This is a genomic window from Azospirillum sp. TSO35-2, from assembly GCF_003116095.1.
In the GTDB taxonomy this organism is placed as follows: domain Bacteria; phylum Pseudomonadota; class Alphaproteobacteria; order Azospirillales; family Azospirillaceae; genus Azospirillum.
The window spans coordinates 156,588-177,058 of the sequence record NZ_LGRA01000022.1 but is presented as its reverse complement, the minus strand read 5'-3'; the positions used below and the strand labels follow the sequence as shown (position 1 = coordinate 177,058).

Below are 20,471 nucleotides of genomic sequence, written 5' to 3'. Positions count from 1 at the left end.
CTCGCCCCTTTTCCGGTGCGGCGGATGGCCCCGTCGCCGGACATCCGGGCAGGAGGCGGGACATGACGGCGTGCGGACTCGATTTCGGCACCTCGAACACGACGCTGGGCGTGCAGGATGCCGGCGGCTTCCGGCTGCTGGCGCTCGACGGCGCGCGCACGACGCTGCCGACCGCGGTGTTCTTCGATTTCGAGACCGACCGGGTGACCATCGGCCAGGGCGCCATCGACGGCTACGTCTCGGGCGTCGAGGGGCGGCTGATGCGCTCGATCAAGTCGATGCTCGGCACCGACCTGATCGACGCCGACACCGCGCTGCGCAAGGGCCGCATCAGCTTCCGCGCCGTGATCGGCACCTTCCTCGACCGGGTCAAGGCGCGGGCCGAGCAGGCGCTGGGGCGCGAGCTGGGCGACGTCGTGGTCGGCCGCCCGGTGCATTTCGTCGACGGCGACCCGGCCGGCGACGCCGCGGCGGAAGAGACGCTGGGCGCCATCGCCCGCGCCGCCGGCTTCCGCCACGTCTCCTTCCAGTTCGAGCCGATCGCCGCGGCGCTCGACTACGAGCAGCAGGTGGCGGGGGAGGAACTGGCGCTGATCGCCGACATCGGCGGCGGCACCTCGGACTTCTCGGTGGTGCGCATCGGGCCGGACCGCCGCGGCAAGCCCGACCGCGCCGGCGACATCCTGGCCAACGACGGCATCCGCGTCGGCGGCACCGATTTCGACCGCGACCTCAGCCTCGCCACCGCCATGCCGGAACTCGGCCACGGCAGCGCGATGAAGCGCGCCGGCCTGCTGGCGCCCAAGAGCCTCTATTTCGATCTGGCGACCTGGTCGAAGATCAACTTCCTCTACACCGCCAAGGCGATGGCCGAGCTGGAGCGCCTCCAGCGCGATTCCGCCGAGCCGGAGAAGATCGACCGGCTGATCGGCGTCGTCGAGCACCGCCAGGGCCACGCGCTGGCGATGGCGGTGGAGCGCACCAAGATCGCGCTGTCCGACCACGAGAGCGCGGAGCTGGGTCTGGATTGGGGCGACGGCGCGCTGGCGCTGGCGGTCGACCGCCCGGCGCTGAACCGCGCCACCGGCTCGCTGGCCGCCCGCATCGGCACCCGCATCCGGGAGTGTCTGGCCGACGCCGGGGTGACGGCCGACCGCATCGATGCGGTGTTCCTGACCGGCGGTTCCACCCTGCTGCCCCAGGTCCGCGCCGCGATCCTCGCCGAGGCGCCGGATGCCCGGGTGGTCGAGGGCAACATCTTCGGCTCCGTCGGCCTGGGGCTGACGGTGGAGGCGCAGCGGCGCTATGGCTGAGGGGGTGTTTGCGCGGGTGCCCCCTCCCTAACCCTCCCCCGCTCTCGCGGGAGAGGGAACTCCGCTGAACTCCCGCAAAGCTCCTGCCCCCTCTCCCGCGAGAGCGGGGGAGGGAACTCCGCTGAACTCCCGCAAAGCTCCTGCCCCCTCTCCCGCGAGAGCGGGGGAGGGATGGGGAGGGGGCATGCCCCCCACCCCCAGCACCCTCACTCCACCACGATCCGCGGCGCCGCCCGGCCGCCGGTGCCGCCGCCGATCTTTTCCCACAGGCGCGTCGCAATGCCGCGGTAGACCTTGGCGTGCTCCGACTCCGGCTGCGACACGACGATCGGCCGGCCCTGGTCGGACGTCTCGCGGATCGACAGGTGCAGCGGGATTTCGCCCAGGAACTCCATGCCCAGATCGTCGGCCTCCTTGCGGGCGCCGCCGTGGCTGAAGATGTCGGTGCGGTGGCCGCAGTTGGGGCAGCAGAAATAGCTCATGTTCTCGATGATGCCCAACACCGGGACATCGACGCGGCGGAACATGTTCAGCCCCTTGCGGGCGTCGAGCAGGGCGATGTCCTGCGGGGTCGAGACGATGACCGCGCCGGCCAGCGGCACCTGCTGCGCCATGGTCAGCTGGGCGTCGCCGGTGCCCGGCGGCATGTCGACGACCAGGATGTCGAGGGTGCCCCAGTTGACGTCGCGCAGCATCTGCTGCAGCGCGCTCATCACCATCGGCCCGCGCCAGATCATCGGCGTGTCCTCGGCGACCAGGAAGCCCATCGACATCACCTTGATGCCGTAATTCTCCATCGGCTCCAGCCGCTTGCCGTCGGGGCTGTTGGGGCGGCCGGAGATGCCCATCATGCGCGGCATCGACGGGCCGTAGATGTCGGCGTCGAGCAGCCCGACCTTCAGCCCGTTGGCGGCCAGCGCCAGCGCCAGGTTGACCGACGTGGTCGACTTGCCCACGCCGCCCTTGCCGGACGCCACCGCGACGATCGCCTTCACGCCGGGGACCAGCGGCTTCTGCTGCTGGGCGGCGCCCCCCTGGGGTTGGCCATGGGAGTGGCCGTGGCCGTGATCATGGCCGTGCCCCTGTCCCTGCGCCGCCGCCTGCGGCGCGGCGCGGTGGGCGGTCAGCACCGCGGTGACCGACAGGACGCCGGGCAGGGCGTCGACCGCCTTCTCCGCCGCGTGGCGGACCGGTTCGGCCTGGGCCCCGCGCTTGGGGTCCACCTCGATGGAAAAAGCGACATGCCCGTCGCGCACCACGAGGCCCGACAACATGCCCAGACTGACGATGTCAGCGCCCCGGTCCGGGTCGATGACGGTCTTCAGCGCCTGCATGACTTGAGCTTCGCTGATCTGCGCCATGGTTGAAAACTCCGCTATCTTCCCGATATTGGCGGATATCCGTTGGTGGAATCCTTGCCGAAGGGTATGGGGGACTATAGGACCGACGGACGAGGTTGGTAAAGGGACGCAGGGCCGCCCGGCCTCGCCGTTCCGCCCTGTGGGACGAATCGCAGAAGGGGGACAGACGCGTATGCCGTGGAACAATCAGGGCGGGGGTGGCGGTGGCGGCCCCTGGGGTCCCCCGCCGGGCAACAACGGCCCGGGTACCCCGTGGGGACGTCCCTCGGGCGGGGGGGGCAATGGGGGCGGCGGCGGTCCGCAGCCTCCCGACCTTGAGGATCTTCTGCGGCGGAGCCAGGACCGTCTTCGGCGCGCCATGCCCGGCGGCGTCGGCAGCGGGCGCGGCGCGGCGCTGGTCGTCGGCGTGCTGGCGCTGATCTGGCTGGCCAGCGGCATCTACCGGGTCGAGGCGGACGAGCAGGGCGTGGTCATGCGCTTCGGCCAATGGACCCGCACCGAACAGCCCGGCCTGCGCTATCGCCTGCCGTCGCCGATCGAAACGGTGCTGCTGCCCAAGGTGACGCGCGTCAACCGGATCGAGGTCGGCTACCGCTCGGCCGTCGGCGGCGGTCGCAACGACCGCGACGTGCCGGACGAGTCGCTGATGCTGACCGGCGACGAGAACATCATCGACATCGACTTCACCGTCTTCTGGGTGATCAAGGACGCCGGCAACTTCCTGTTCAAGATCCGCGAGCCGGAAGTGACGGTGAAGAAGGCGGCCGAGAGCGCGATGCGCGAGGTGATCGGCCGCACCGACCTGCAGCCGGCCCTGACCGAGGCACGCCAGCAGATCGAAACCTCGACCCGCCAGCTGCTCCAGACCATGCTGGACGAGTATCAGGCCGGCATCGAGATCACCCAGGTGCAGTTGCAGAAGGCCGACCCGCCGCAGCCGGTCATCGACGCCTTCAACGACGTGCAGCGTGCCCGCGCCGACCGCGAACGCGCCCGCAACGAGGCGGAGGCCTACCGCAACGACATCATCCCGCGCGCCCGCGGCGAGACCGAACGGCTGGTGCAGGAGGCGTCGGCCTACCGCGAGCAGGTGGTCAGCCTGGCCCAGGGTGAGGCCCAGCGCTTCCGCAAGGTGTACGAGGCCTATGCCCTGGCCAAGGACGTGACGGCGCGCCGCATGTATCTGGAAACGATGGAGGAGATCCTCCGCGGCCGGAGCAAGATCATCGTCGATGGCTCGGCGCAGAACGTCGTGCCCTATCTGCCGCTGAACCAGATCGCCCCGCACGCCCCGGCCAACGCCGCCCCGGCGCCGCGTCCGGCGCAGCCGGGCGGCCCGACGTCGGGAGCACCGGCGGGCTCGTCATCGGGGTCGCGCGGCGGGACGCAGACACAGCCGCTGTCGCAATCCCTGTCGCAGTCCGGCCAGTGAGGAGGCACGCATCATGAACCGCACCCTCATCGCCATCGGCGTCGGCATCGTCGCGCTCGGCATCATCGTCTCGTCGTCGCTGTTCACCGTCAACGAGGCGCAGCAGGCGCTGGTCCTTCAGTTCGGCGAACCGCGCCGGGTGATCCAGGACCCCGGCCTGAAGTTCAAGATCCCCTTCATCCAGGAGGTGCGCATCCTGGACCGCCGCGTGCTCGACCTCGACCCGCCGGTGGAGCAGGTGATCCTGGCCGACCAGAAGCGCCTGGACGTCGACGCCTTCGCCCGCTACCGCATCCACGACCCGCTGCGCTTCTACCAGACCGCCGGGACCGAGGCGGTGGCCGAAACGCGGCTGAACTCCATCGTCAACTCGGCGCTGCGCCGCGTGCTCGGCAACGTCACGGTGCTGGCCGTCCTGTCGGACGAACGCGCCCGCATCATGACCGACATCAAGGGTCAGGTGAACGACGAGGCCAAGCGCTTCGGCATCGAGATCGTCGACGTCCGCATCCGCCGCGCCGACCTGCCGGAGGAGACCAGCCAGTCGATCTTCGCCCGCATGCGCTCCGAGCGTGAACGCGAGGCGGCCGAGGCCCGCGCCCAGGGCCAGGAGCAGTCGCAGCAGATCAAGTCGCGCGCCGAACGCGAACGCACGGTCATCATCGCCGAGGCGCAGCGCGACGCGCAGGTGCTGCGCGGCGAAGGCGACAACACCGCGCTGAAGCTGATCGCCGAGGCGACCTCGCTGGATCCGGAGTTCTACGGCTTCTACCGCTCGCTGGAGGCCTACCGGAAGGCGCTGAACGGCAACGACACCACCATGGTGCTGTCGCCGAACGGCGAGTTCTTCCGTTACTTCAACGGGGCGGGGCCGCAGGCGGCGCCGGCCTCGCGGTCGCCGGCCGGGGCTCCGGCGCCAGCGGAAGCGGCGCCGGCTCCGGCGCAGTGACCGGGCCGATCGTTCGGCACTAAACCGTTCGGCCGGGTTGAGTTCCAGTCTCGACCCGGCCTACAGCTTTGACGGTGGCGTCACCGGCCTTGGTGTCGATCCGTCGTCGTCGGCGGCCTTCGCTGGACCGGAACGCCACTTTGCGGCCATACTCATGGCCCAACACTGGGGCGGCCGCTCCCGTTCATGGAACCGGCCGGACGTCTGGTAGGGAGAGTACGTTGATTCGCATGCCAAAATTCGAACCCGCTGGGCGTGGCGCCGCGGCCGAGGTCGCGACCCTCGGACGGCCATGCCGCAAGGCGGGCGTCCGGCCCCTGTTCGCCGCTCTCCTGTGGGGGATGACGTCGGTCGCGGTCGGAAGCGCCCTCACCCTTGCGGCTCCGGTCCAGGCCCAGGCGGCCTCACAGGCCGCCGTCCCGTCCGGGGCCCCGGCTCCGGTGGCGGCCGGCCGCGCGGCCAACGGCAGCTTCGCCGATCTGGCCGAAAAGCTGCTGCCGGCCGTGGTCAACATCTCCTCCAGCCAGAACGCGCCGCAGCAGCAGCAGCGTCCGCAGGGCCAGCGGCCGGAGATCCCGCAGTTCCCGCCGGGTTCGCCCTTCGAGGACTTCTTCCGGGACTTCTTCGACCGCCAGCAGCAGGACCAGCCGCAGCGCAAGGCGACCTCGCTGGGCTCCGGCTTCATCATCGACGCCAAGAACGGCTACGTGGTCACCAACAACCACGTCGTCCAGGACGCCGACGAGATCACCGTCATCCTGCAGGACGACACCAACATCAAGGCCGAGCTGGTCGGCAAGGACAGCAAGACCGACCTCGCCCTGCTGAAGATCAAGACCAGCCACCCGCTGGTCGCCGTGCCGTTCGGCGACAGCGACGCCATGCGCGTCGGCGACTGGGTGCTGGCGATCGGCAACCCGTTCGGGCTGGGCGGCTCGGTCACCGCCGGCATCATCTCGGCGCGCCAGCGCAACATCGACGCGGGCCCCTACGACGACTTCCTGCAGACCGACGCGTCGATCAACCGCGGCAACTCCGGCGGCCCGATGTTCAACCTGAACGGCGAGGTCATCGGCATCAACACCGCGATCTTCTCGCCGTCGGGCGGGTCGGTCGGCATCGGCTTCGCCATTCCGTCCAACATGGCCAAGCAGGTGGTGGCGCAGCTCAAGGACTACGGCAAGACCCGCCGCGGCTGGCTGGGTGTCCGCATCCAGGCGGTCACGCCGGAGATCGCCGAGAGCCTGGGCCTGCCCGGCCACAAGGGCGCGCTGGTCGCCTCGGTCACCACCGACGGTCCGGCGGCCAAGGCCGGCATCCAGGCCGGTGACGTGGTGACCAAGTTCGACGGCAAGGAGATCGACGAGATGCGTCGCCTGCCGCGCGTCGTCGCCGAATCGCCGATCGAGAAGGCCGTCCCGGTCGAGGTCTGGCGCAAGGGCAAGGCGCAGACCATCCAGGTCAAGGTCGGCGAGTTGGAGGCTGCGGAAGAGCAGGGCCTGCTCGCCGCCGGTCCGGAGGACAAGCAGCCGCCGAAGGACAAGGCGCCGGCGCAGAAGCCGACCGAGACGCTCGGCATGAAGCTGACCACCATCACCCCGGAACTGCGCCAGCAGTACGAGATCAAGCCCGAGATGAAGGGCGTGATCGTCACCGAGGTGGCCGGCAACTCCACCGCCGCCGAAAAGGGCCTGCGCGCCGGCGACGTCATCCTCGAAGTCGGCCAGGAAGAGGTCCGCAAGCCGGAGGACGTCACCGCCAAGGTCCAGAAGGCCAAGGAGCAGAGCAAGAAGTCCGTCCTGCTGCTGGTCGACCGCAAGGGCGACCTGCGCTTCGTGGCGATCCCGCTCAGCTGATCCGCGCGGCGTTATCACGCAAAGAGGGCGTCGGCGGGAAACCGCCGGCGCCCTTTCTGTTTCAGGCCCATGGTTCCTGTTCAGGCGGTGTCCAGCAGCATCGCCAGCGCCACCGCCCCGGCCAGCAGGACGCACAGCCCCAGCACGATGGCGAGGCTGCGCAGGAACAGGATGAACTCGCCCTGCTTCCACGCGCTGCGCCCCAGCAGCACCAGATAACCGGCCATCGCGGCGCCGATGATCTGCCAGCCCATCCCACCCCTCGCTTCCCGTCGTCACGCCGGTCGCAGCAGCAGCGCACAGCCTTTTGTCGCGGGTCAAGCGGTACGACGGCCGGCGCGTTCCGAGGCTATGTCGAAGGTCGCATACCCCCATCCGGGTTATCGCCGGTCATCATCGCGCCGACAGCCACGGCTACAATCGGGTGGTACAGTCCCCCGAATGAATTCTCCTATCGCGCGCCGTTTCGCGCAAATAAGTGGTGGTTAACAGGACAGTTAACGCGTTCGATCACAGAAATGTTCGCTCTTGTGATATCTATGGTACCTGCAATCGTGGTGAAGCTTAGCGCATATGCCAAATGCGTTCTTCTTTTAACCCCTGAGAGTGGTACCGTAGGACACGACACGGGGGTAACCTCACCCTAAATAACGGCCTGCCGAAGCAATCGTGGGGTAATCGCCGCATCGCCAATGCGTCGGGGCATTCCTCAGGAACACGGCCTTTTTTCAACACGACGTCATGACGATCGATCCAACGCGGGAGCGGACCATGGACTCAGTGCGCGCATTTCTCATCGACTCGAACAAGCTGTTTCGCGAAGGGCTGAAGCGCCTGCTCGACGATTCGCCTTTCCAGATCGGAGCCGAGGCGGGGAACCTGCGCGAAGCGCTGGCGTCGGTCGAAAGCGGCCTGAAGCCGCAGCTTCTTCTTCTGGACCTGCAGAATGGTGGTGACGAGGAAGCCGAAGGGATGCGCCGTTTGCGCGCCCTGCTGCCCGACACCCGCATGGTCATCCTGACCAGCGACCTGTGCACCCGCCGCCTCGCCAACGCGCTGGAGGCCGGGGCCGACGGCTACCTGATGAAGGACCTGTCGTCCGACGCGCTGGCCCAGTCGCTGAAGCTGGTGATGATGGGCGAGAAGGTGTTCCCGACCCATCTGGCCGCCCTGCTGATCTCCGGCCGCGTCAACGGCAACGGCACCGAGATGCCGGTGTCGCGCAAGGGCCTGTCGCAGCGCGAGGTGCAGATCCTGCGCTGCCTGCTGAACGGCGACAGCAACAAGATGATCGCCAACCACCTGAACATCACCGAGGCGACGGTGAAGGTCCATCTGAAGAGCCTGCTGCGCAAGATCAACGCCTCCAACCGCACCCAGGCGGCGATCTGGGCGCTCAACAACGGCATCGGCGACCAGGCCGCCGAAACCGGCGTCGCCGCCACCGTCTGAGTTGCCCCCCGGGCGGTTCCGCCGCCCGTCACGCGCCCGTTCCGTCCTGCTCCGCCCGAGCGTCGTTCCGTTCCGCCGATGGGCCGCCCGCCTCATCCATCCGAGGCCGGGCGGCCGGCGGGCGGTACCGAAGCGGGCATAGAGGAACCGGCCTAAGACCAAAAGCGCACTACAGCGCGAAAATGGCGGTGACTATGTGATCGACAGGGCCGATGCCGCCATCCCGGCGGCCCATCGCCGCAACCCTCTGGAAATGCCCGCGATGAACGTGCTGATCGCCGACGATCACCTGTTGTTCCGCGACGGTCTGCGCCGGCTCCTGGCGCAATTCGACGCCGACATGACTTTCTTCGAGGCCAGCACCTACGACGAGGTGCGCGCGTTGTGCGACGGGTCGCGGTCCTATGACCTGATCCTGCTCGATCTCGGCATGCCGGGCTGGACCGGTTTTTCCGCGCTGGGCGACATCCACGCCAACCTGCCCAAGGCCCTGCTGGTGGTGGTGTCGGGGTCGGAGAAGCGATCCGACCTGCTGGCCGCGCTGGAGAATGGCGCCGCCGGCTACATCCCCAAATCCTCCAGCGCCAAGGTGCTGCTGGGCGCCCTGCAACTGGTGCTCGCCGGCGGCATCTACCTGCCCGAACAGGCCATCCGCGGCAGCGACCGCCTGGACCAGGGCCATGGCGGCGGGCACGGATCGGGCGGCTACGGCTCGGGTGGCCATGGCGGCTCGGATCCGCTCGACGACTCGACCGCGCTGTTGTCGGCGAACGGCGACCAGTTGACGCCCCGGCAGCGCGACGTGCTCGCCCGCCTGCGCGACGGCAAATCCAACAAGCAGATCGCCCACGAGCTGGGGCTGACGGAGGGCACCGTGAAGGTCCACGTCACCGCCATCCTCCGGCATCTGGGGGTGCGCAACCGCACCCAGGCGGCGCTGACGGCGCAGAGCCTCTAGCGCCCTCCCCTTCCTGCAGGACGTCCTGAATCGAAACGGCCGCGCTCTGTCCAGCGCGGCCGCCAGCGTTTCCCGAACGGCGTTTTCCGGATGGCGTCCTACCGGCTGGCGCGTTCCACCGCGGCGACCAGCGCCGCCAACGCGCCGCGCAACTCCCCGGCATGGGTGCGCGGACGCACGGCCGCGGCGCCGGGCACCGCGACGACCGTCAGGGTCCGGCAGCCGGTCAGCCCGCTTTCCAGACGTTCGAACAGGTCGACCGGGTCGTTGCCCTGCATCAGCGTCACCGGAACCTTCACCGCCGCCAATTCCGCTTCCAGCTCCCCCAACGCGTCCGGCACCACGCGGCCGAAGCGGGCGGCCAGCGTGTTCCAGCGCCGGCGCAGCGGCGATTCGGCGCCGACATCGTCGATGATCATCACCCCGCCGACCGCGTCCGGATGGTCCAGCGCCGCCGCGATCGCCAGCGCCGCGGTGACGGCGCCCGCCACCAGCACCGGCTTGCGCCCGTTGCGTTCGACCAGCAGGGAGGTCAGGCGCAGCGGTGAGGCGGCGGCCGGGATGGTCAGCCACTCCTGCCCCGCCGGCACATGGTCGAGCAGGCGCCACCAGGCACCCTTTCCGGGATGGAGGAAGATCACCCGCCGCCCCCATGGATCGCCGGCCCGGTCGCCGGCGGCGGAGCCCATGGCCCCGGAGCCCATCGCTCCGGAATTGGCCGCGCGCGGCTCCGCGCCCTCCGGGACCAGTCCCGTCGCCGGACGGCGGGCGGACTCGGCCCGTCCGCTGCGGACGGTGGAAGGCTGGGTGTGAAAGAACACGATCGGGATCCCCGGCGCTGGCGTTCCGCGATGGGACTGCCCCATCGCCGAACCCAACCCTAACGAAGCCGGAAGCGCTTCGTCCCGTTCGATAATTCGGGCACAAACATTAACACGGCCCCGGATACCGCCCTGTCCGCAAATGGTTTCAACCGCCGCTGAAACGCCTCAAAAGCCCGGCAAAATGGTGCCGGTCCGCAGCGGCCGCAACCGGCGTCCGGACGCCGGACGGGCCGGAACCTCAGTGCAGCGTCACCTCCACATCCTCGCCGTCCGGACCGTCGACCATCGGGCGACGCAGCTCGCCGGCGAGGCTGCGCCATTCCGGGGCGCCGCCCAACTGTTGCAGCAACTGCGCGGTGAAGGCGAAGACCGCGTGTTCCAGCGGCCCGTTGTCCTCGGCGTGGGCGTTGACGGTCAGGCAGGATTCGGCGGCGCTTTCGAAGATGGCGGCGGCGGCCGTGGCGCCCGGACCGGGATCCGGCAGCGGCACCGCCTCCGGCTCATGCCCGGTCACCCGCAACCGCGACAGGTTGTCGGCCAGCAGCCGGGTGCGGATGGCGTTGTCGACCGCGGCGGCCATGGTGTAGCCGGCCTCCTCCTCGACGGTGGCGCGCAGGATGCGCAGGCCGGCGATCAGCCCGCGGACGACGTCGCCCGTGCCCCCGCGCTTGGCGGCGGCGGCGACGGCGGTGCCGAGGATGGCGGCGACCACCGGCGACAGCGATTCGCCTTCGCGCGGGACGTTCGGCGACTCGGCGCCGGCGTCGGTGTTCAAAGCCTCGTTCATGCGGCCTCCGATCCGTGTGATCCGGAGGCGGGCGGTCCGTCGGCGGTGGTGTCGGCGGAGGACCCGTCCGGAAACCTCGTCTTGATGCCCATCCCTAAAGCCTGTTGCTGGATCTGTGGACCGAGCGGATCCGGTTCAAGGCACCAAAGCATCGACCGACCCGCCCTTTCGCGCCAGCGGTAAGGGGCAGCCGCCGACGCATTCGGCATCCGGGCACCCTGTCTTTCGGGCAACCCCTTTGAGGGTCCCCATCTAGGCAGGCGGTATGCCCGTCCCCACATCTGCGGCGAAAGGGAGGGTTCCTGTCATGTCCGTGCTCAGCTTTCTCCTCAATGTGCTGTGGTTGGTCACCGGCGGCGTCTGGATGGCGCTGGGCTGGCTGTTCGCCGCGGCCCTGATGGCGCTGTCCATCATCGGCCTGCCCTGGGCGCGATCCGCCTTGACCATCGCCCATTACACGCTGCTCCCCTTTGGACAAACCGCCGTGCGGCGTGATGAGTTCCGCGGGCGCGAAGACTTGGGCACCGGCGCCATCGGCTTCATCGGCAACGTGGTGTGGTTCGTGCTGGCCGGCTGGTGGCTGGCGATCGGCCATCTGATCGCCGCGGTGGGGCTGGCCATCACCATCATCGGCCTGCCCTTCGCCTGGGCCCACCTGAAGCTGGCGCTGCTCGCCCTGTGGCCGGTCGGCACCGAGATCGTGCCCGCCGACGACGCCGACCGCCGCCGGACGATGAGCCGGATCTGACCACGGATCCCGGAATCCCGACAATTTTAGGCAAACCGGGAAATAGGGGCCCGGACGCGCGCAGGAGCACCCACTCTCCAACGTACTGCCTCTTGTGAGGCTATCCGTTGGAGAGTGCCATGTCCGTTTCCATGGTGAGTTCGTCGGCCGTCGGCCAGACCTTTCAGAGGCCGCAAGGCCCGGGAAAGGAAATCCGGCAGGGGATCGACAGCTTGAAGAAGGCGGTGGAGTCGGGTGACCTGACCGCCGCCCAGTCCGCCTATGATTCCCTGTCAAAGCTGCAGTCCGACAAGCAGAGCACCAGCAGTTCCACCAGCTCAACCAGCAGTTCGAGCGACCCGCTGTCCAAACTGCTGTCCAGCGTGGGAGAGGCGCTGAAGAGCGGCGACGTCAGTCAGGTCCAGCAGGCGTTCGCCCAGAACGGCCCGCCCAGCGGCGGCCCGGGCGGCGCCGGCGGTCCCGGTGGCGGTCCCGGCGGTGCCGGTGGTCCGCCGCCGAACGGCCCGCCCCCCGATGGGGCCGGCGGATCCGACGCGGTGGGCAGCGCCGTCGGCAGCCTGGCCCAGTCCCTGCAGTCCGGCGACGTGTCGGGCGCCCAGGATTCGCTGTCGGCGCTGGCCGATCTGCTCAAGAACGGCAGCGACAGCGACAGTGACAGCAGTTCCTCCAGTTCCAGCAGCACGTCCGGCACCAGCGCGAACTCGTTCCTGGACTCGTTGAAGAGCAACCTGAGCGATCTCGGCAGCGCGCTGAGTTCGGGGGACCTCGGCAGCGCCCAGAAGCTGTTCGCCAGCCTCGTGCCGCGCGGATCGCAAGGCGTCGACGTCACGGCGTGAGACGTCCGACCACCTTCGGCCACCGTTCCGGCTCCGGCCGCGCCCGCCCCTCAGCCGGGCGGGACCGGGGCCAGGGCGGCGGCTAGCATCTCCGGCGCCGTCTCCCTGGCCTTCATCGCCTTCAGCATCACCGACGCCCGCCAGAATCCCAGCCCGGCGCCGTCGACGAAATGGACGTGGCGGTCGGCCGTGACATCGCCGACCAGGCAGGTGATGGTGGTGGCATCGGCCCGCGCGGTGCCGTAGCGGATCGCCCCGGCCGCCGCCGCGTCGGCCAGCAGCGCCTCGATCTCCGCCGCCTCCAGCCCGGTCACGTCCAGCACCAGCCGCGGCCCGCCCGCCGATTTGCGGAAATCCGACCGTTCGGCCATGCTGCGCCGGTAGCGCTGCGGATCGAAGCTCGGCAGCGTCAGCCCGAGCTTCAGCAGCAGCACCAGAACCGCCGATTTCACCAGCGCCCCGGCCATCCGGCCGAACCGGTCGCGCCAGCCACCACCCCCGCTGGAGCCGCGCGCCTCCATCAGCAGGGCGCGCCACGCCGGCGGCCAGCGCGCCTCCAGCCGTTCACCGTGGCCCAGCGGTGCGGCGCCGACGGTCGGCACCACCGCCTCGATCGCGCGCTGCACATCGGCGAGCGCCAGCAGCCCGGCCGGCCCCGGGGCGACCGGATCGACGATCACGCACAGCACGGTGCCCCGGCGCGGCGGCACCGGGTTCCAGCGGCAGGACACCGAGTCCAGACCGGGCAACGGCCCCGGCCGCGGCGTCAGGCGCCAGCGCACGTCCTCCTTGACCCAGGCGTCGGCGGCCACCACCCCGGCCCCCAGGAACAGGCCGAAGCTGTTGCCGTTGCCGAAATCATGCAGCGCCGCCAGCACCTCCAGCCCGTGGTCGAGCAGCGCCCGCACCGGGACCAGCCCGACGCGCAGCGGCACGTCCATCACCGTGGCCGCCCAATGGCCCAGCGCCTCCAGCGCCGCGCGGGCCTCCGGGGCGCGGCCGGGCGGCACGGCGGCGATGGCGCCGTCGCCGCCGAACTGGCAGGCGACCGGTTCGTCACCGCGGCGCACCGCCGCGGTCAGCACGGCGACCACCGCGGCGGCGACGAAATTGACGTCGCGGTGACGCCCCTCCCCGGCCAGCCGGGTGCTGCCGGTGACGTCGGCCACCGCCAGCCACCAGTCGCCGTCCAGCGCCGCATAGCGGCTGGGATCCGACGCCTCGGCGGCGAAGTCGCGGATCACCGGCAATGGGGGCAAGGCGACTCCTCCCTCGGCGGGGCGGGGGGCGCCGGATCCGGTGGGGATCCGGCCGCCCGCAGCCTAACACGGCGGCCGGCCTTGCCCTATCGGGGGCAGCCTGGATCGCCGCCGGGCGGAGCCCCGTGGTCACAACCCTCCGGTCACAGCCGTTCGCTCAGGCTGTCCATCCGCTCCTTCTCGCGGTCGAACAGCGCCAGCTCGTCGCCGACGAAGTCGCGCATCGACACCAGCCCGACCACCACGCCGTTCACCACCACCGGCAGATGGCGCAGGTTGTTGTCGGACATCCGGCGCAGGGCGTCGGCGACCGTCACGTCGGGGCCGGTGGTCACCGGGCAGTGGGTCATCACCGCGTCGAGCTGCGTCGTGTCGGGGTCCAGCCCGTCGGCGACCACCCGGTCGGTCAGGTCGCGTTCGGTGAAGATGCCGGCGGCGTGCCGTTCGGGATCGGTGACGATGACGGAGGCGACATGCTCCGCCTTCATGCGGCGTGCCGCCTCGCGCACCGTTGCCGTCGGCGGCAGCGCCACCACCCGGTGCCGGCCGATCAGTTCACCCACGGAACGTGTCATCATGATGCTTCCTCCCCCCAGGGCTGCGCGCGGGTTCAGGAACCGGCCGGAGTCTTCCCGATCAAAGTGTTCGCACCTGCGAAGACCACCGGATGCTCATGCCTGCGCATGCGAAGATAAGACATGCAATTCGAAAATCCTAAACCAGACCAGCGTAACCGCACACGCTGTCATGCGAAAGTCTGAAGCAGGTTCGCCATGCCGCATGGACATGCGACATTTCCGCTCGGCTGCGTTGTCTTCGCCTTCAGTTGGCACAAAAATTTATTCGGTTGCACCGGCCTGCCGGACCATTAACCGTTATGAAACCAAATACACCCGAAACTGTCGGTGCGCATCACCACAGCGTCAGGCTTTCGAATAAAGGGGCGTTGCCGTTCATGTCCTGGCTGTCGAAATTCTCCGGGGGCACCAAGACGTCCGCCGGGACCAGTGCCGCCGGCCCGGCCCGGCAGGAGCGCCCGGCCCACGCGCCCAAGATCGTGATCGACCATCACGACTATGTGCCGGAGGAGTTCGCGCTCGGCTCGTTCCGCATACGCCCTTACGACGGCGACCTGATCGCCAAGCAGCAGTTCGATTTCCGCATGATCTTCGATCTGGGCAACGACCCGGTCGACGTCGTCTGCCGCGGGCTGGTGGTGAAGCTGAACGACCAGACCGGCCTCGTCGCCCGCTACCAGAGCCCGCAGCCCTTCTACGAACGCAAGCTGATCGACTACATCCGCGCCTGGAAGGGCGTCTGAGCGCCCCACTTTAACGCCGAAGTTGGTGGTCTTGGCGGCGGCGGGCCACTATATGTATGGGCATGCCCATCCGTATGCTGCCCGAAACCCTGGTCAACCGCATCGCCGCCGGCGAGGTGGTCGAACGCCCCGCCGCCGCCGTGAAGGAGCTGGTGGAGAACGCGCTGGACGCCGGCGCCACCCGCATCGACGTGGTGGCGCGTGACGGCGGAAAGTCGCTGATCACCGTCACCGACGACGGCTGCGGCATGACGGCCGACGAGCTGGCGCTGGCGGTCGAACGCCACGCCACCTCCAAGCTGCCGAGCGACGATCTGCTCGACATCCGTTCACTCGGTTTCCGCGGGGAGGCGCTGCCGTCGATCGGCGCGGTCAGCCACCTGACCCTGACCAGCCGCGCCCGCGGCGCCGACAGCGCCTGGAGCCTGACCGTCGACGCCGGCGCCAAGGGCGCGCCGCAGCCGGCGGCGCTCGCCCAGGGGACGCGGATCGAGGTGCGCGACCTGTTCGCCGCGGTGCCGGCCCGGCTGAAGTTCCTGAAGGCGGCGCGCACCGAATACGACCACATCGCCGATGGACTGGAACGGCTGGCGATGGCCCATCCCGGCGTCGCCTTCACCCTGTCCGACGGCGGGCGCGGCGGCCTGCGGCTGAGCGCGGCGCAGGGCGACCTGCTCGACGCCCGGCTGACCCGGCTGGGCGCGCTGATGGGCCGCGATTTCCAGGAGAACGCGGTGCCGGTGCGGGCGGAGCGCGAGGGCGTGGCGCTGGCCGGCTGGATCGGCCTGCCGACCCTGCACCGCCCGACCGCCAAGCACCAGCACCTGTTCGTCAACGGACGGCCGGTACGCGACAAGCTGATGGTCGGCGCCGTCCGCGCCGCCTACGCCGATTTCCTGCCGCGCGACCGCCACCCGATGCTGGCGCTGTTCCTCGACATCGACCCGCAGGAGGTCGACGTCAACGTCCACCCGGCGAAGGCCGAGGTGCGCTTTCGCGACCAGGGGCTGGTGCGCGGCCTGATCGTCGGCTCGCTGAAGCACGCGCTGGCCGAGGCCGGGCACCGCGCCTCCACCACCGTCGGCCTGGCGACGCTCGGCGCGCTGCGTCCCGAGCCGGACGGCGACTCGGCAGACGGTGCAGCGGCAGATCGGACGGGCGCCGGCGGCTTCACCCCCTCCCCCTTGCCCTACGGCAACCGGTCGCATGGCGGCGGCGGGTCCGGCGGTTGGGGCGGCTCCTACAGCCCGGCGCCGGTGCCGCGCGGCCTTGCCGAGCGGTCGGCCGCCTTCCAGGCGCCGCTGCAGACCGGCCTGCCGCCGCTGCAAGGCCGCCTCAGCGGCTTCACCCCGGCGGCCCGCCCACCGGAATACCGCCCGGCCCCGGCCGCCGACTCAGCGCCGCTGGACAGCCACCCGCTGGGTGCGGCGCGGGCGCAGGTCCACACCACCTACATCGTCGCCCAGACCAGGGAGGGCATCGTCATCGTCGACCAGCACGCCGCCCACGAACGGCTGGTCTACGAACGCATGAAGGCCGCCCTGCTGGAGGGCGGCGTCAAGCGCCAGGCCCTGCTGATCCCCGAGCTGATCGAACTGGACGAGCCCTCGGCCAACCGCCTGCTGACCCGCAGCGCCGAACTGGCCGAGCTAGGCCTGGTGATCGAGGGGTTCGGCCAAGGCTGCGTCATGGTGCGCGAGGTGCCGGCCCTGCTCGGCCAGTCCGACGTCAAGAACCTGATCCGCGACCTCGCCGAGGAGCTGTCCGAACTGGGCGACACCCTGTCGCTGAAGGAACGCCTGGAGGAGGTCTGCGCCACCATGGCCTGCCACGGCTCGGTCCGCGCCGGCCGCACCCTGTCGATCGACGAGATGAACGCCCTGCTGCGCCAGATGGAAGCGACGCCGCACAGCGGCCAGTGCAACCACGGCCGACCGACCTACGTGGAGCTGAAGCTGACGGACATCGAGCGGTTGTTCGGGCGGCGGTAGCGGAGCGGACTGGGTGGAAGGGCTGCCTTGCGACGGCGTGTCGCGCCGCGATGAAAGCTGAGGCTGGACAAGCTAAGGCAAAGGTCAAGCCACGTCTTCGGACGACACACCGGCGGGCACCCGCCCATTTTCATGAGATCTCGGGTGTCCGCCGCATTTCGTCATAGCCAGTTGATTTCCCCTTTCCGCCCCGGCCACTTGGGGTGATGATTTGCCGCTCTGATTCAGCAACAGTTATGTTTGCTTCCCGTACTTTTTGTCAGGGCAATCGTACTGTTCAGCGATAATGGATCGTTGGGGAGGAGCCTGCATGTCCCGCATCGTCAACCACGCGCCATGGCTGGTCGTCGCCGTGCTGGGTGCGTTTTCGCTCGGCACCGTCGCGTTGGCCAGAGGTGAGACCATCAACGCACTCTGGCTGGTGGTGGCCGCCGTCTGCACCTATTTGGTGTCGTATCGCTACTACAGCCTCTTCATTGCCAAGCGTGTCATGCGCCTGGACCCGGATCGGCCGACGCCGGCCGCCCGCCACAATGACGGGCTGGACTATGTCCCGACCAACCAATACGTCCTGTTCGGCCACCATTTCGCCGCCATCGCCGGAGCCGGCCCGCTGGTTGGCCCGGTGCTGGCGGCCCAGATGGGCTATCTGCCGGGCATGCTGTGGATTCTCGCCGGTGTCGTGATCGCCGGGGCGGTGCAGGACTTCATGATCCTGTTCATCTCGATGCGCCGCGACGGCCGCTCGCTGGGCGAGCTGATCAAGTCCGAGCTGGGGGCCGTCCCCGGCGTGATCGCGCTGTTCGGCACCTTCATGATCATGGTGATCATCCTGGCGGTGCTGGCCCTGGTGGTGGTGAAGGCGCTGACGAACAGCCCATGGGGCTTCTTCACGGTCGCCGCCACCGTGCCGATCGCGCTGTTCATGGGCCTCTACATGCGCTTCATCCGCCCCGGCCGGATCGGCGAGATCTCGGTCATCGGCTTTTTCCTGCTGATCGCCGCGATCCTGCTCGGCGGCCAGGTCGCCCAGAGCGAGACCCTGGCGCCGCTGTTCACGCTGACCGGCATCCAGATCACCTGGATCCTGATCGGCTACGGCTTCGTGGCGTCGGTGCTGCCGGTGTGGCTGCTGCTGGCGCCGCGCGACTACCTGTCGACCTTCCTCAAGGTCGGCACCATCGTGGTGCTGGCGCTGTGCATCCTGCTGGTCGCACCGCCGATGAAGATGCCGAGCATGACGCGCTTCATCGACGGCACCGGTCCGGTGTGGTCGGGCAGCCTGTTCCCGTTCCTGTTCATCACCATCGCCTGCGGCGCGGTGTCGGGCTTCCACGCCCTGATCTCTTCGGGCACCACGCCGAAGATGGTCGAGAACGAGCTCCAGGCCCGCTTCATCGGCTATGGCGGCATGCTGACCGAATCCTTCGTGGCCATCATGGCCCTGGTGGCGGCGTCCTGCATCGAGCCCGGCGTCTACTTCGCCATGAACAGCCCGCCCGCGGTTCTCGGCAGCACCGCCGAGGCCGCCGCCCAGGTGATCAACAACTGGGGCTTCGTCATCACGCCCGAGATGATCACCCAGACGGCCAAGGACGTCGGCGAGGTGAGCATCCTGTCGCGCGCCGGCGGCGCCCCGACCCTGGCGGTCGGCATGTCGCAGATCTTTTCCGAGCTGTTCGGCGGCAAGAGCATGATGGCGTTCTGGTACCATTTCGCCATCCTGTTCGAAGCCCTGTTCATCCTGACCGCCGTCGACGCCGGCACCCGCGCCGGCCGCTTCATGCTGCAGGACTTGCTGGGCGTGTTCTTCAAGCCGCTGCAACAGACCGCGTCCTGGGCCGGGAACCTGATCGCGACCGGGCTGTGCGTCGCCGCCTGGGGCTACATCCTCTACCAGGGCGTGGTCGATCCGCTCGGCGGCATCAACACCTTCTGGCCGCTGTTCGGCATTTCCAACCAGATGCTGGCGGGCATCGCCCTGATCCTGGCCACGGTGGTGCTGTTCAAGATGAAGCGCGAACGCTACGCCTGGGTGACCATGGTGCCGGCCGCGTGGCTGCTGATCTGCACCCTCACCGCGGGCGTGCAGAAGGTCTTCCACAGCAACCCGGCGATCGGCTTCCTCGCCCATGCCGACCGCTTCCGCACCGCCGCCGACGAGGGCAGGCTCCTCGCTCCGGCGAAGTCGATGGAGCAGATGCGCCAGGTCATCTTCAACGATTACCTCGACGCCGGGCTGTCCGCGCTGTTCGTCCTGGTGGTGCTGGCGGTGCTTGGTTTTGCCGTTCGGACCTGTCTGCAGGCGCTGCAGAGCGACCGCCCGACCGCGCGGGAAATTCCGGCGACCGGCGTCGTCGCCGAAGCCGGAGACTGATCCCAGCGACGGTGACGATGCCCGCCCGTCATCCCTGCAACGTTGCGCAGGGATGACGGCGCGGCGGGCAGCAAAAGCGTGAAACCCACAACCGCCGTCCGGGAGACCGCCTCATGGAGAGGATGAAAAGCAATCTCAGCCGGTTCCGCGGATATTTCGAGCAGACCGCCAAGCTCATGGTCGGGGTGCCCGATTACGACACCTACGTCGAGCACATGCGGGTCCAGCACCCCGACCAGCCGGTGATGACCTACCGCGAGTTTCTCGACAACCGGCTGGAAGCGCGTTACGGCGCCGGAAAGGCCGGCTGCTGCTGACGGCTTGCGATCACGAGCGGGGGTCGCGCTCCGGCCCCCTGCCTCAGTAGCCCACGGTGAAGCGCTGGCGCTCGTGCGCCGGCGTTTCGATCTCGTCGGCCAGCGCCACCGCGAAATCCTCGTAGCTGATCCAGCTCCGCCCGGCGCCGTCCACCAGCAGGCTGTCGGTGCCCAGGCGGAACACGCCGGTGCGCGCGCCCAGCACGAACTCGGCCGAGGGGGACAGGAAGGTCCAGTTCAGGTCGGGCTCAGTCTTCAGGCGGGCGAGGAACTCGGCGCCCTTGGTCGCCTCGGCCTTGTAGGCCTCGGGGAACTGCGGGGTGTCGAGCACGCGGACGCCGGGGGCGACCTCCAGGCTGCCGGCGCCGCCGACCACGAGGTAGCGCGGCACGCCGGCCCGCTTCACCGCGCCGACCAGCGTCTCGACGTCGCTCATCAGGAACATGACGGCGCTGACCACCGCGTCGTGGCCGGCCAGCAGCGGGGCCAGCGTCGCGCCGTCGTTGGCGTCGCCGGCCTTGACGGTGACGCCGGGGGTGGCGGCGACCTTGGCCGGGTCGCGAACGATGGCGGTCACATGGTGGCCGCGGCGGACCAGTTCGGCCTGGATGCGGCTGCCGGCGCGGCCGGCGGCGCCGATGATGGCGATGTTCATGGTGATGCGCTCCCGGTTGGTATCTGATGGTAACT

19 protein-coding genes are annotated in these 20,471 nt (G+C 69.4%); 12 read left to right on the top strand and 7 right to left on the bottom strand.

Annotated elements, in window-relative coordinates; all coding sequences use genetic code 11:
* Positions 1–62 precede the first annotated feature (62 nt).
* The gene (locus tag TSO352_RS30695) at positions 63–1,313 is read left to right on the top strand and encodes an Hsp70 family protein (RefSeq protein ID WP_109111075.1); all 1,251 of its coding nucleotides are present in this window, start codon (positions 63–65) and stop codon (positions 1,311–1,313) included.
* A gap of 206 nt (positions 1,314–1,519) precedes the next feature.
* Here the strand turns inward: TSO352_RS30695 and apbC are convergent, their stop codons facing one another.
* Positions 1,520–2,674: an iron-sulfur cluster carrier protein ApbC gene (gene apbC / locus TSO352_RS30690; protein WP_109111074.1), complete on the bottom strand. Its 1,155-nt coding sequence runs from the start codon at positions 2,672–2,674 to the stop codon at positions 1,520–1,522.
* A 172-nt stretch (positions 2,675–2,846) separates the two neighbouring features.
* Between apbC and hflK the strand changes: the two genes are divergently transcribed.
* The 3 genes from hflK (at position 2,847) to TSO352_RS30675 (ending at position 6,911) form a co-directional block, all read left to right on the top strand.
* Positions 2,847–4,106, top strand: a complete 1,260-nt coding sequence (hflK, locus tag TSO352_RS30685) for an FtsH protease activity modulator HflK (protein WP_109111073.1) — start codon at positions 2,847–2,849, stop codon at positions 4,104–4,106.
* Between the two features lie 13 nt (positions 4,107–4,119).
* On the top strand, positions 4,120–5,055 hold the full coding sequence (hflC, locus tag TSO352_RS30680) for a protease modulator HflC (RefSeq protein WP_109111072.1): 936 nt from the start codon (positions 4,120–4,122) through the stop codon (positions 5,053–5,055).
* A 341-nt stretch (positions 5,056–5,396) separates the two neighbouring features.
* A complete protein-coding gene (locus TSO352_RS30675; RefSeq protein ID WP_247872602.1) occupies positions 5,397–6,911 on the top strand; it encodes a DegQ family serine endoprotease in 1,515 nt (504 codons plus the stop codon).
* 80 nt (positions 6,912–6,991) lie between these two features.
* Here the strand turns inward: TSO352_RS30675 and TSO352_RS33685 are convergent, their stop codons facing one another.
* Entirely contained in the window at positions 6,992–7,165 is a 174-nt protein-coding gene (locus TSO352_RS33685) for a hypothetical protein (RefSeq protein ID WP_199231790.1), read from the bottom strand.
* A 517-nt stretch (positions 7,166–7,682) separates the two neighbouring features.
* On the opposite strand from TSO352_RS33685, the gene TSO352_RS30670 reads away from it, so the two are divergent.
* Positions 7,683–8,363 (top strand): response regulator transcription factor, encoded by a 681-nt coding sequence (locus TSO352_RS30670; protein ID WP_109111455.1) that lies wholly within the window; start codon positions 7,683–7,685, stop codon positions 8,361–8,363.
* Between the two features lie 262 nt (positions 8,364–8,625).
* Positions 8,626–9,321: a response regulator transcription factor gene (locus tag TSO352_RS30665; protein ID WP_109111454.1), complete on the top strand. Its 696-nt coding sequence runs from the start codon at positions 8,626–8,628 to the stop codon at positions 9,319–9,321.
* 98 nt (positions 9,322–9,419) lie between these two features.
* On the opposite strand, the gene TSO352_RS30660 is transcribed toward TSO352_RS30665, so the two are convergent.
* Together TSO352_RS30660 and TSO352_RS30655 are read right to left on the bottom strand one after the other, a co-directional pair.
* The gene (locus TSO352_RS30660) at positions 9,420–10,142 is read right to left on the bottom strand and encodes an alpha/beta hydrolase (RefSeq protein WP_109111453.1); all 723 of its coding nucleotides are present in this window, start codon (positions 10,140–10,142) and stop codon (positions 9,420–9,422) included.
* Between the two features lie 241 nt (positions 10,143–10,383).
* On the bottom strand, positions 10,384–10,932 hold the full coding sequence (locus tag TSO352_RS30655; RefSeq protein WP_109111070.1) for a hypothetical protein: 549 nt from the start codon (positions 10,930–10,932) through the stop codon (positions 10,384–10,386).
* Positions 10,933–11,239: 307 nt separating this feature from the next.
* On the opposite strand from TSO352_RS30655, the gene TSO352_RS30650 reads away from it, so the two are divergent.
* Both TSO352_RS30650 and TSO352_RS33350 read left to right on the top strand, forming a co-directional pair.
* Entirely contained in the window at positions 11,240–11,680 is a 441-nt protein-coding gene (locus TSO352_RS30650) for a YccF domain-containing protein (protein ID WP_109111069.1), read from the top strand.
* A 119-nt stretch (positions 11,681–11,799) separates the two neighbouring features.
* Positions 11,800–12,516, top strand: coding sequence for a hypothetical protein (locus TSO352_RS33350; RefSeq protein WP_158284644.1), 717 nt, complete (start codon positions 11,800–11,802; stop codon positions 12,514–12,516).
* Between the two features lie 50 nt (positions 12,517–12,566).
* Here TSO352_RS33350 and TSO352_RS30640 read toward each other — a convergent pair whose 3' ends face one another.
* Positions 12,567–13,775, bottom strand: coding sequence for a DUF3095 family protein (locus TSO352_RS30640; RefSeq protein ID WP_109111067.1), 1,209 nt, complete (start codon positions 13,773–13,775; stop codon positions 12,567–12,569).
* A 143-nt stretch (positions 13,776–13,918) separates the two neighbouring features.
* Positions 13,919–14,353 carry a CBS domain-containing protein gene (locus tag TSO352_RS30635; protein WP_247872552.1) on the bottom strand — a complete coding sequence of 145 codons (435 nt, stop codon included), beginning with the start codon at positions 14,351–14,353 and terminating at the stop codon, positions 13,919–13,921.
* Between the two features lie 377 nt (positions 14,354–14,730).
* Between TSO352_RS30635 and TSO352_RS30630 the strand changes: the two genes are divergently transcribed.
* From TSO352_RS30630 to TSO352_RS30615, 4 genes are all read left to right on the top strand, one after another.
* Positions 14,731–15,096 carry a hypothetical protein gene (locus tag TSO352_RS30630; RefSeq protein WP_109111451.1) on the top strand — a complete coding sequence of 122 codons (366 nt, stop codon included), beginning with the start codon at positions 14,731–14,733 and terminating at the stop codon, positions 15,094–15,096.
* Between the two features lie 62 nt (positions 15,097–15,158).
* Positions 15,159–17,087 (top strand): DNA mismatch repair endonuclease MutL, encoded by a 1,929-nt coding sequence (mutL, locus tag TSO352_RS30625; protein WP_109111450.1) that lies wholly within the window; start codon positions 15,159–15,161, stop codon positions 17,085–17,087.
* Between the two features lie 310 nt (positions 17,088–17,397).
* Positions 17,398–19,464 carry a carbon starvation CstA family protein gene (locus tag TSO352_RS30620; RefSeq protein WP_109111066.1) on the top strand — a complete coding sequence of 689 codons (2,067 nt, stop codon included), beginning with the start codon at positions 17,398–17,400 and terminating at the stop codon, positions 19,462–19,464.
* Between the two features lie 122 nt (positions 19,465–19,586).
* A complete protein-coding gene (locus tag TSO352_RS30615) occupies positions 19,587–19,781 on the top strand; it encodes a CstA-like transporter-associated (seleno)protein (protein WP_109111065.1) in 195 nt (64 codons plus the stop codon).
* Between the two features lie 43 nt (positions 19,782–19,824).
* On the opposite strand, the gene TSO352_RS30610 is transcribed toward TSO352_RS30615, so the two are convergent.
* A complete protein-coding gene (locus tag TSO352_RS30610) occupies positions 19,825–20,436 on the bottom strand; it encodes an NAD(P)-dependent oxidoreductase (protein ID WP_109111064.1) in 612 nt (203 codons plus the stop codon).
* Positions 20,437–20,471 lie beyond the last annotated feature (35 nt).

Excerpts from the sequence above, each read along its gene's own strand:
- apbC (WP_109111074.1), bottom strand. The coding sequence starts at position 2,674 with ATGGCGCAGATCAGCGAAGCTCAAGTCATGCAGGCGCTGAAGACCGTC.
- hflC (WP_109111072.1), top strand. The coding sequence starts at position 4,120 with ATGAACCGCACCCTCATCGCCATCGGCGTCGGCATCGTCGCGCTCGGC.
- TSO352_RS30635 (WP_247872552.1), bottom strand. The coding sequence starts at position 14,353 with ATGATGACACGTTCCGTGGGTGAACTGATCGGCCGGCACCGGGTGGTG.
- TSO352_RS30670 (WP_109111455.1), top strand. The coding sequence starts at position 7,683 with ATGGACTCAGTGCGCGCATTTCTCATCGACTCGAACAAGCTGTTTCGC.
- TSO352_RS33350 (WP_158284644.1), top strand. The coding sequence starts at position 11,800 with ATGTCCGTTTCCATGGTGAGTTCGTCGGCCGTCGGCCAGACCTTTCAG.
- TSO352_RS30615 (WP_109111065.1), top strand. The coding sequence starts at position 19,587 with ATGAAAAGCAATCTCAGCCGGTTCCGCGGATATTTCGAGCAGACCGCC.
- TSO352_RS30620 (WP_109111066.1), top strand. The coding sequence starts at position 17,398 with ATGTCCCGCATCGTCAACCACGCGCCATGGCTGGTCGTCGCCGTGCTG.
- TSO352_RS30610 (WP_109111064.1), bottom strand. The coding sequence starts at position 20,436 with ATGAACATCGCCATCATCGGCGCCGCCGGCCGCGCCGGCAGCCGCATC.
- mutL (WP_109111450.1), top strand. The coding sequence starts at position 15,159 with ATGCCCATCCGTATGCTGCCCGAAACCCTGGTCAACCGCATCGCCGCC.
- TSO352_RS30650 (WP_109111069.1), top strand. The coding sequence starts at position 11,240 with ATGTCCGTGCTCAGCTTTCTCCTCAATGTGCTGTGGTTGGTCACCGGC.
- TSO352_RS30695 (WP_109111075.1), top strand. The coding sequence starts at position 63 with ATGACGGCGTGCGGACTCGATTTCGGCACCTCGAACACGACGCTGGGC.
- TSO352_RS30630 (WP_109111451.1), top strand. The coding sequence starts at position 14,731 with ATGTCCTGGCTGTCGAAATTCTCCGGGGGCACCAAGACGTCCGCCGGG.
- TSO352_RS30655 (WP_109111070.1), bottom strand. The coding sequence starts at position 10,932 with ATGAACGAGGCTTTGAACACCGACGCCGGCGCCGAGTCGCCGAACGTC.
- hflK (WP_109111073.1), top strand. The coding sequence starts at position 2,847 with ATGCCGTGGAACAATCAGGGCGGGGGTGGCGGTGGCGGCCCCTGGGGT.
- TSO352_RS30675 (WP_247872602.1), top strand. The coding sequence starts at position 5,397 with ATGACGTCGGTCGCGGTCGGAAGCGCCCTCACCCTTGCGGCTCCGGTC.
- TSO352_RS30665 (WP_109111454.1), top strand. The coding sequence starts at position 8,626 with ATGAACGTGCTGATCGCCGACGATCACCTGTTGTTCCGCGACGGTCTG.
- TSO352_RS33685 (WP_199231790.1), bottom strand. The coding sequence starts at position 7,165 with ATGGGCTGGCAGATCATCGGCGCCGCGATGGCCGGTTATCTGGTGCTG.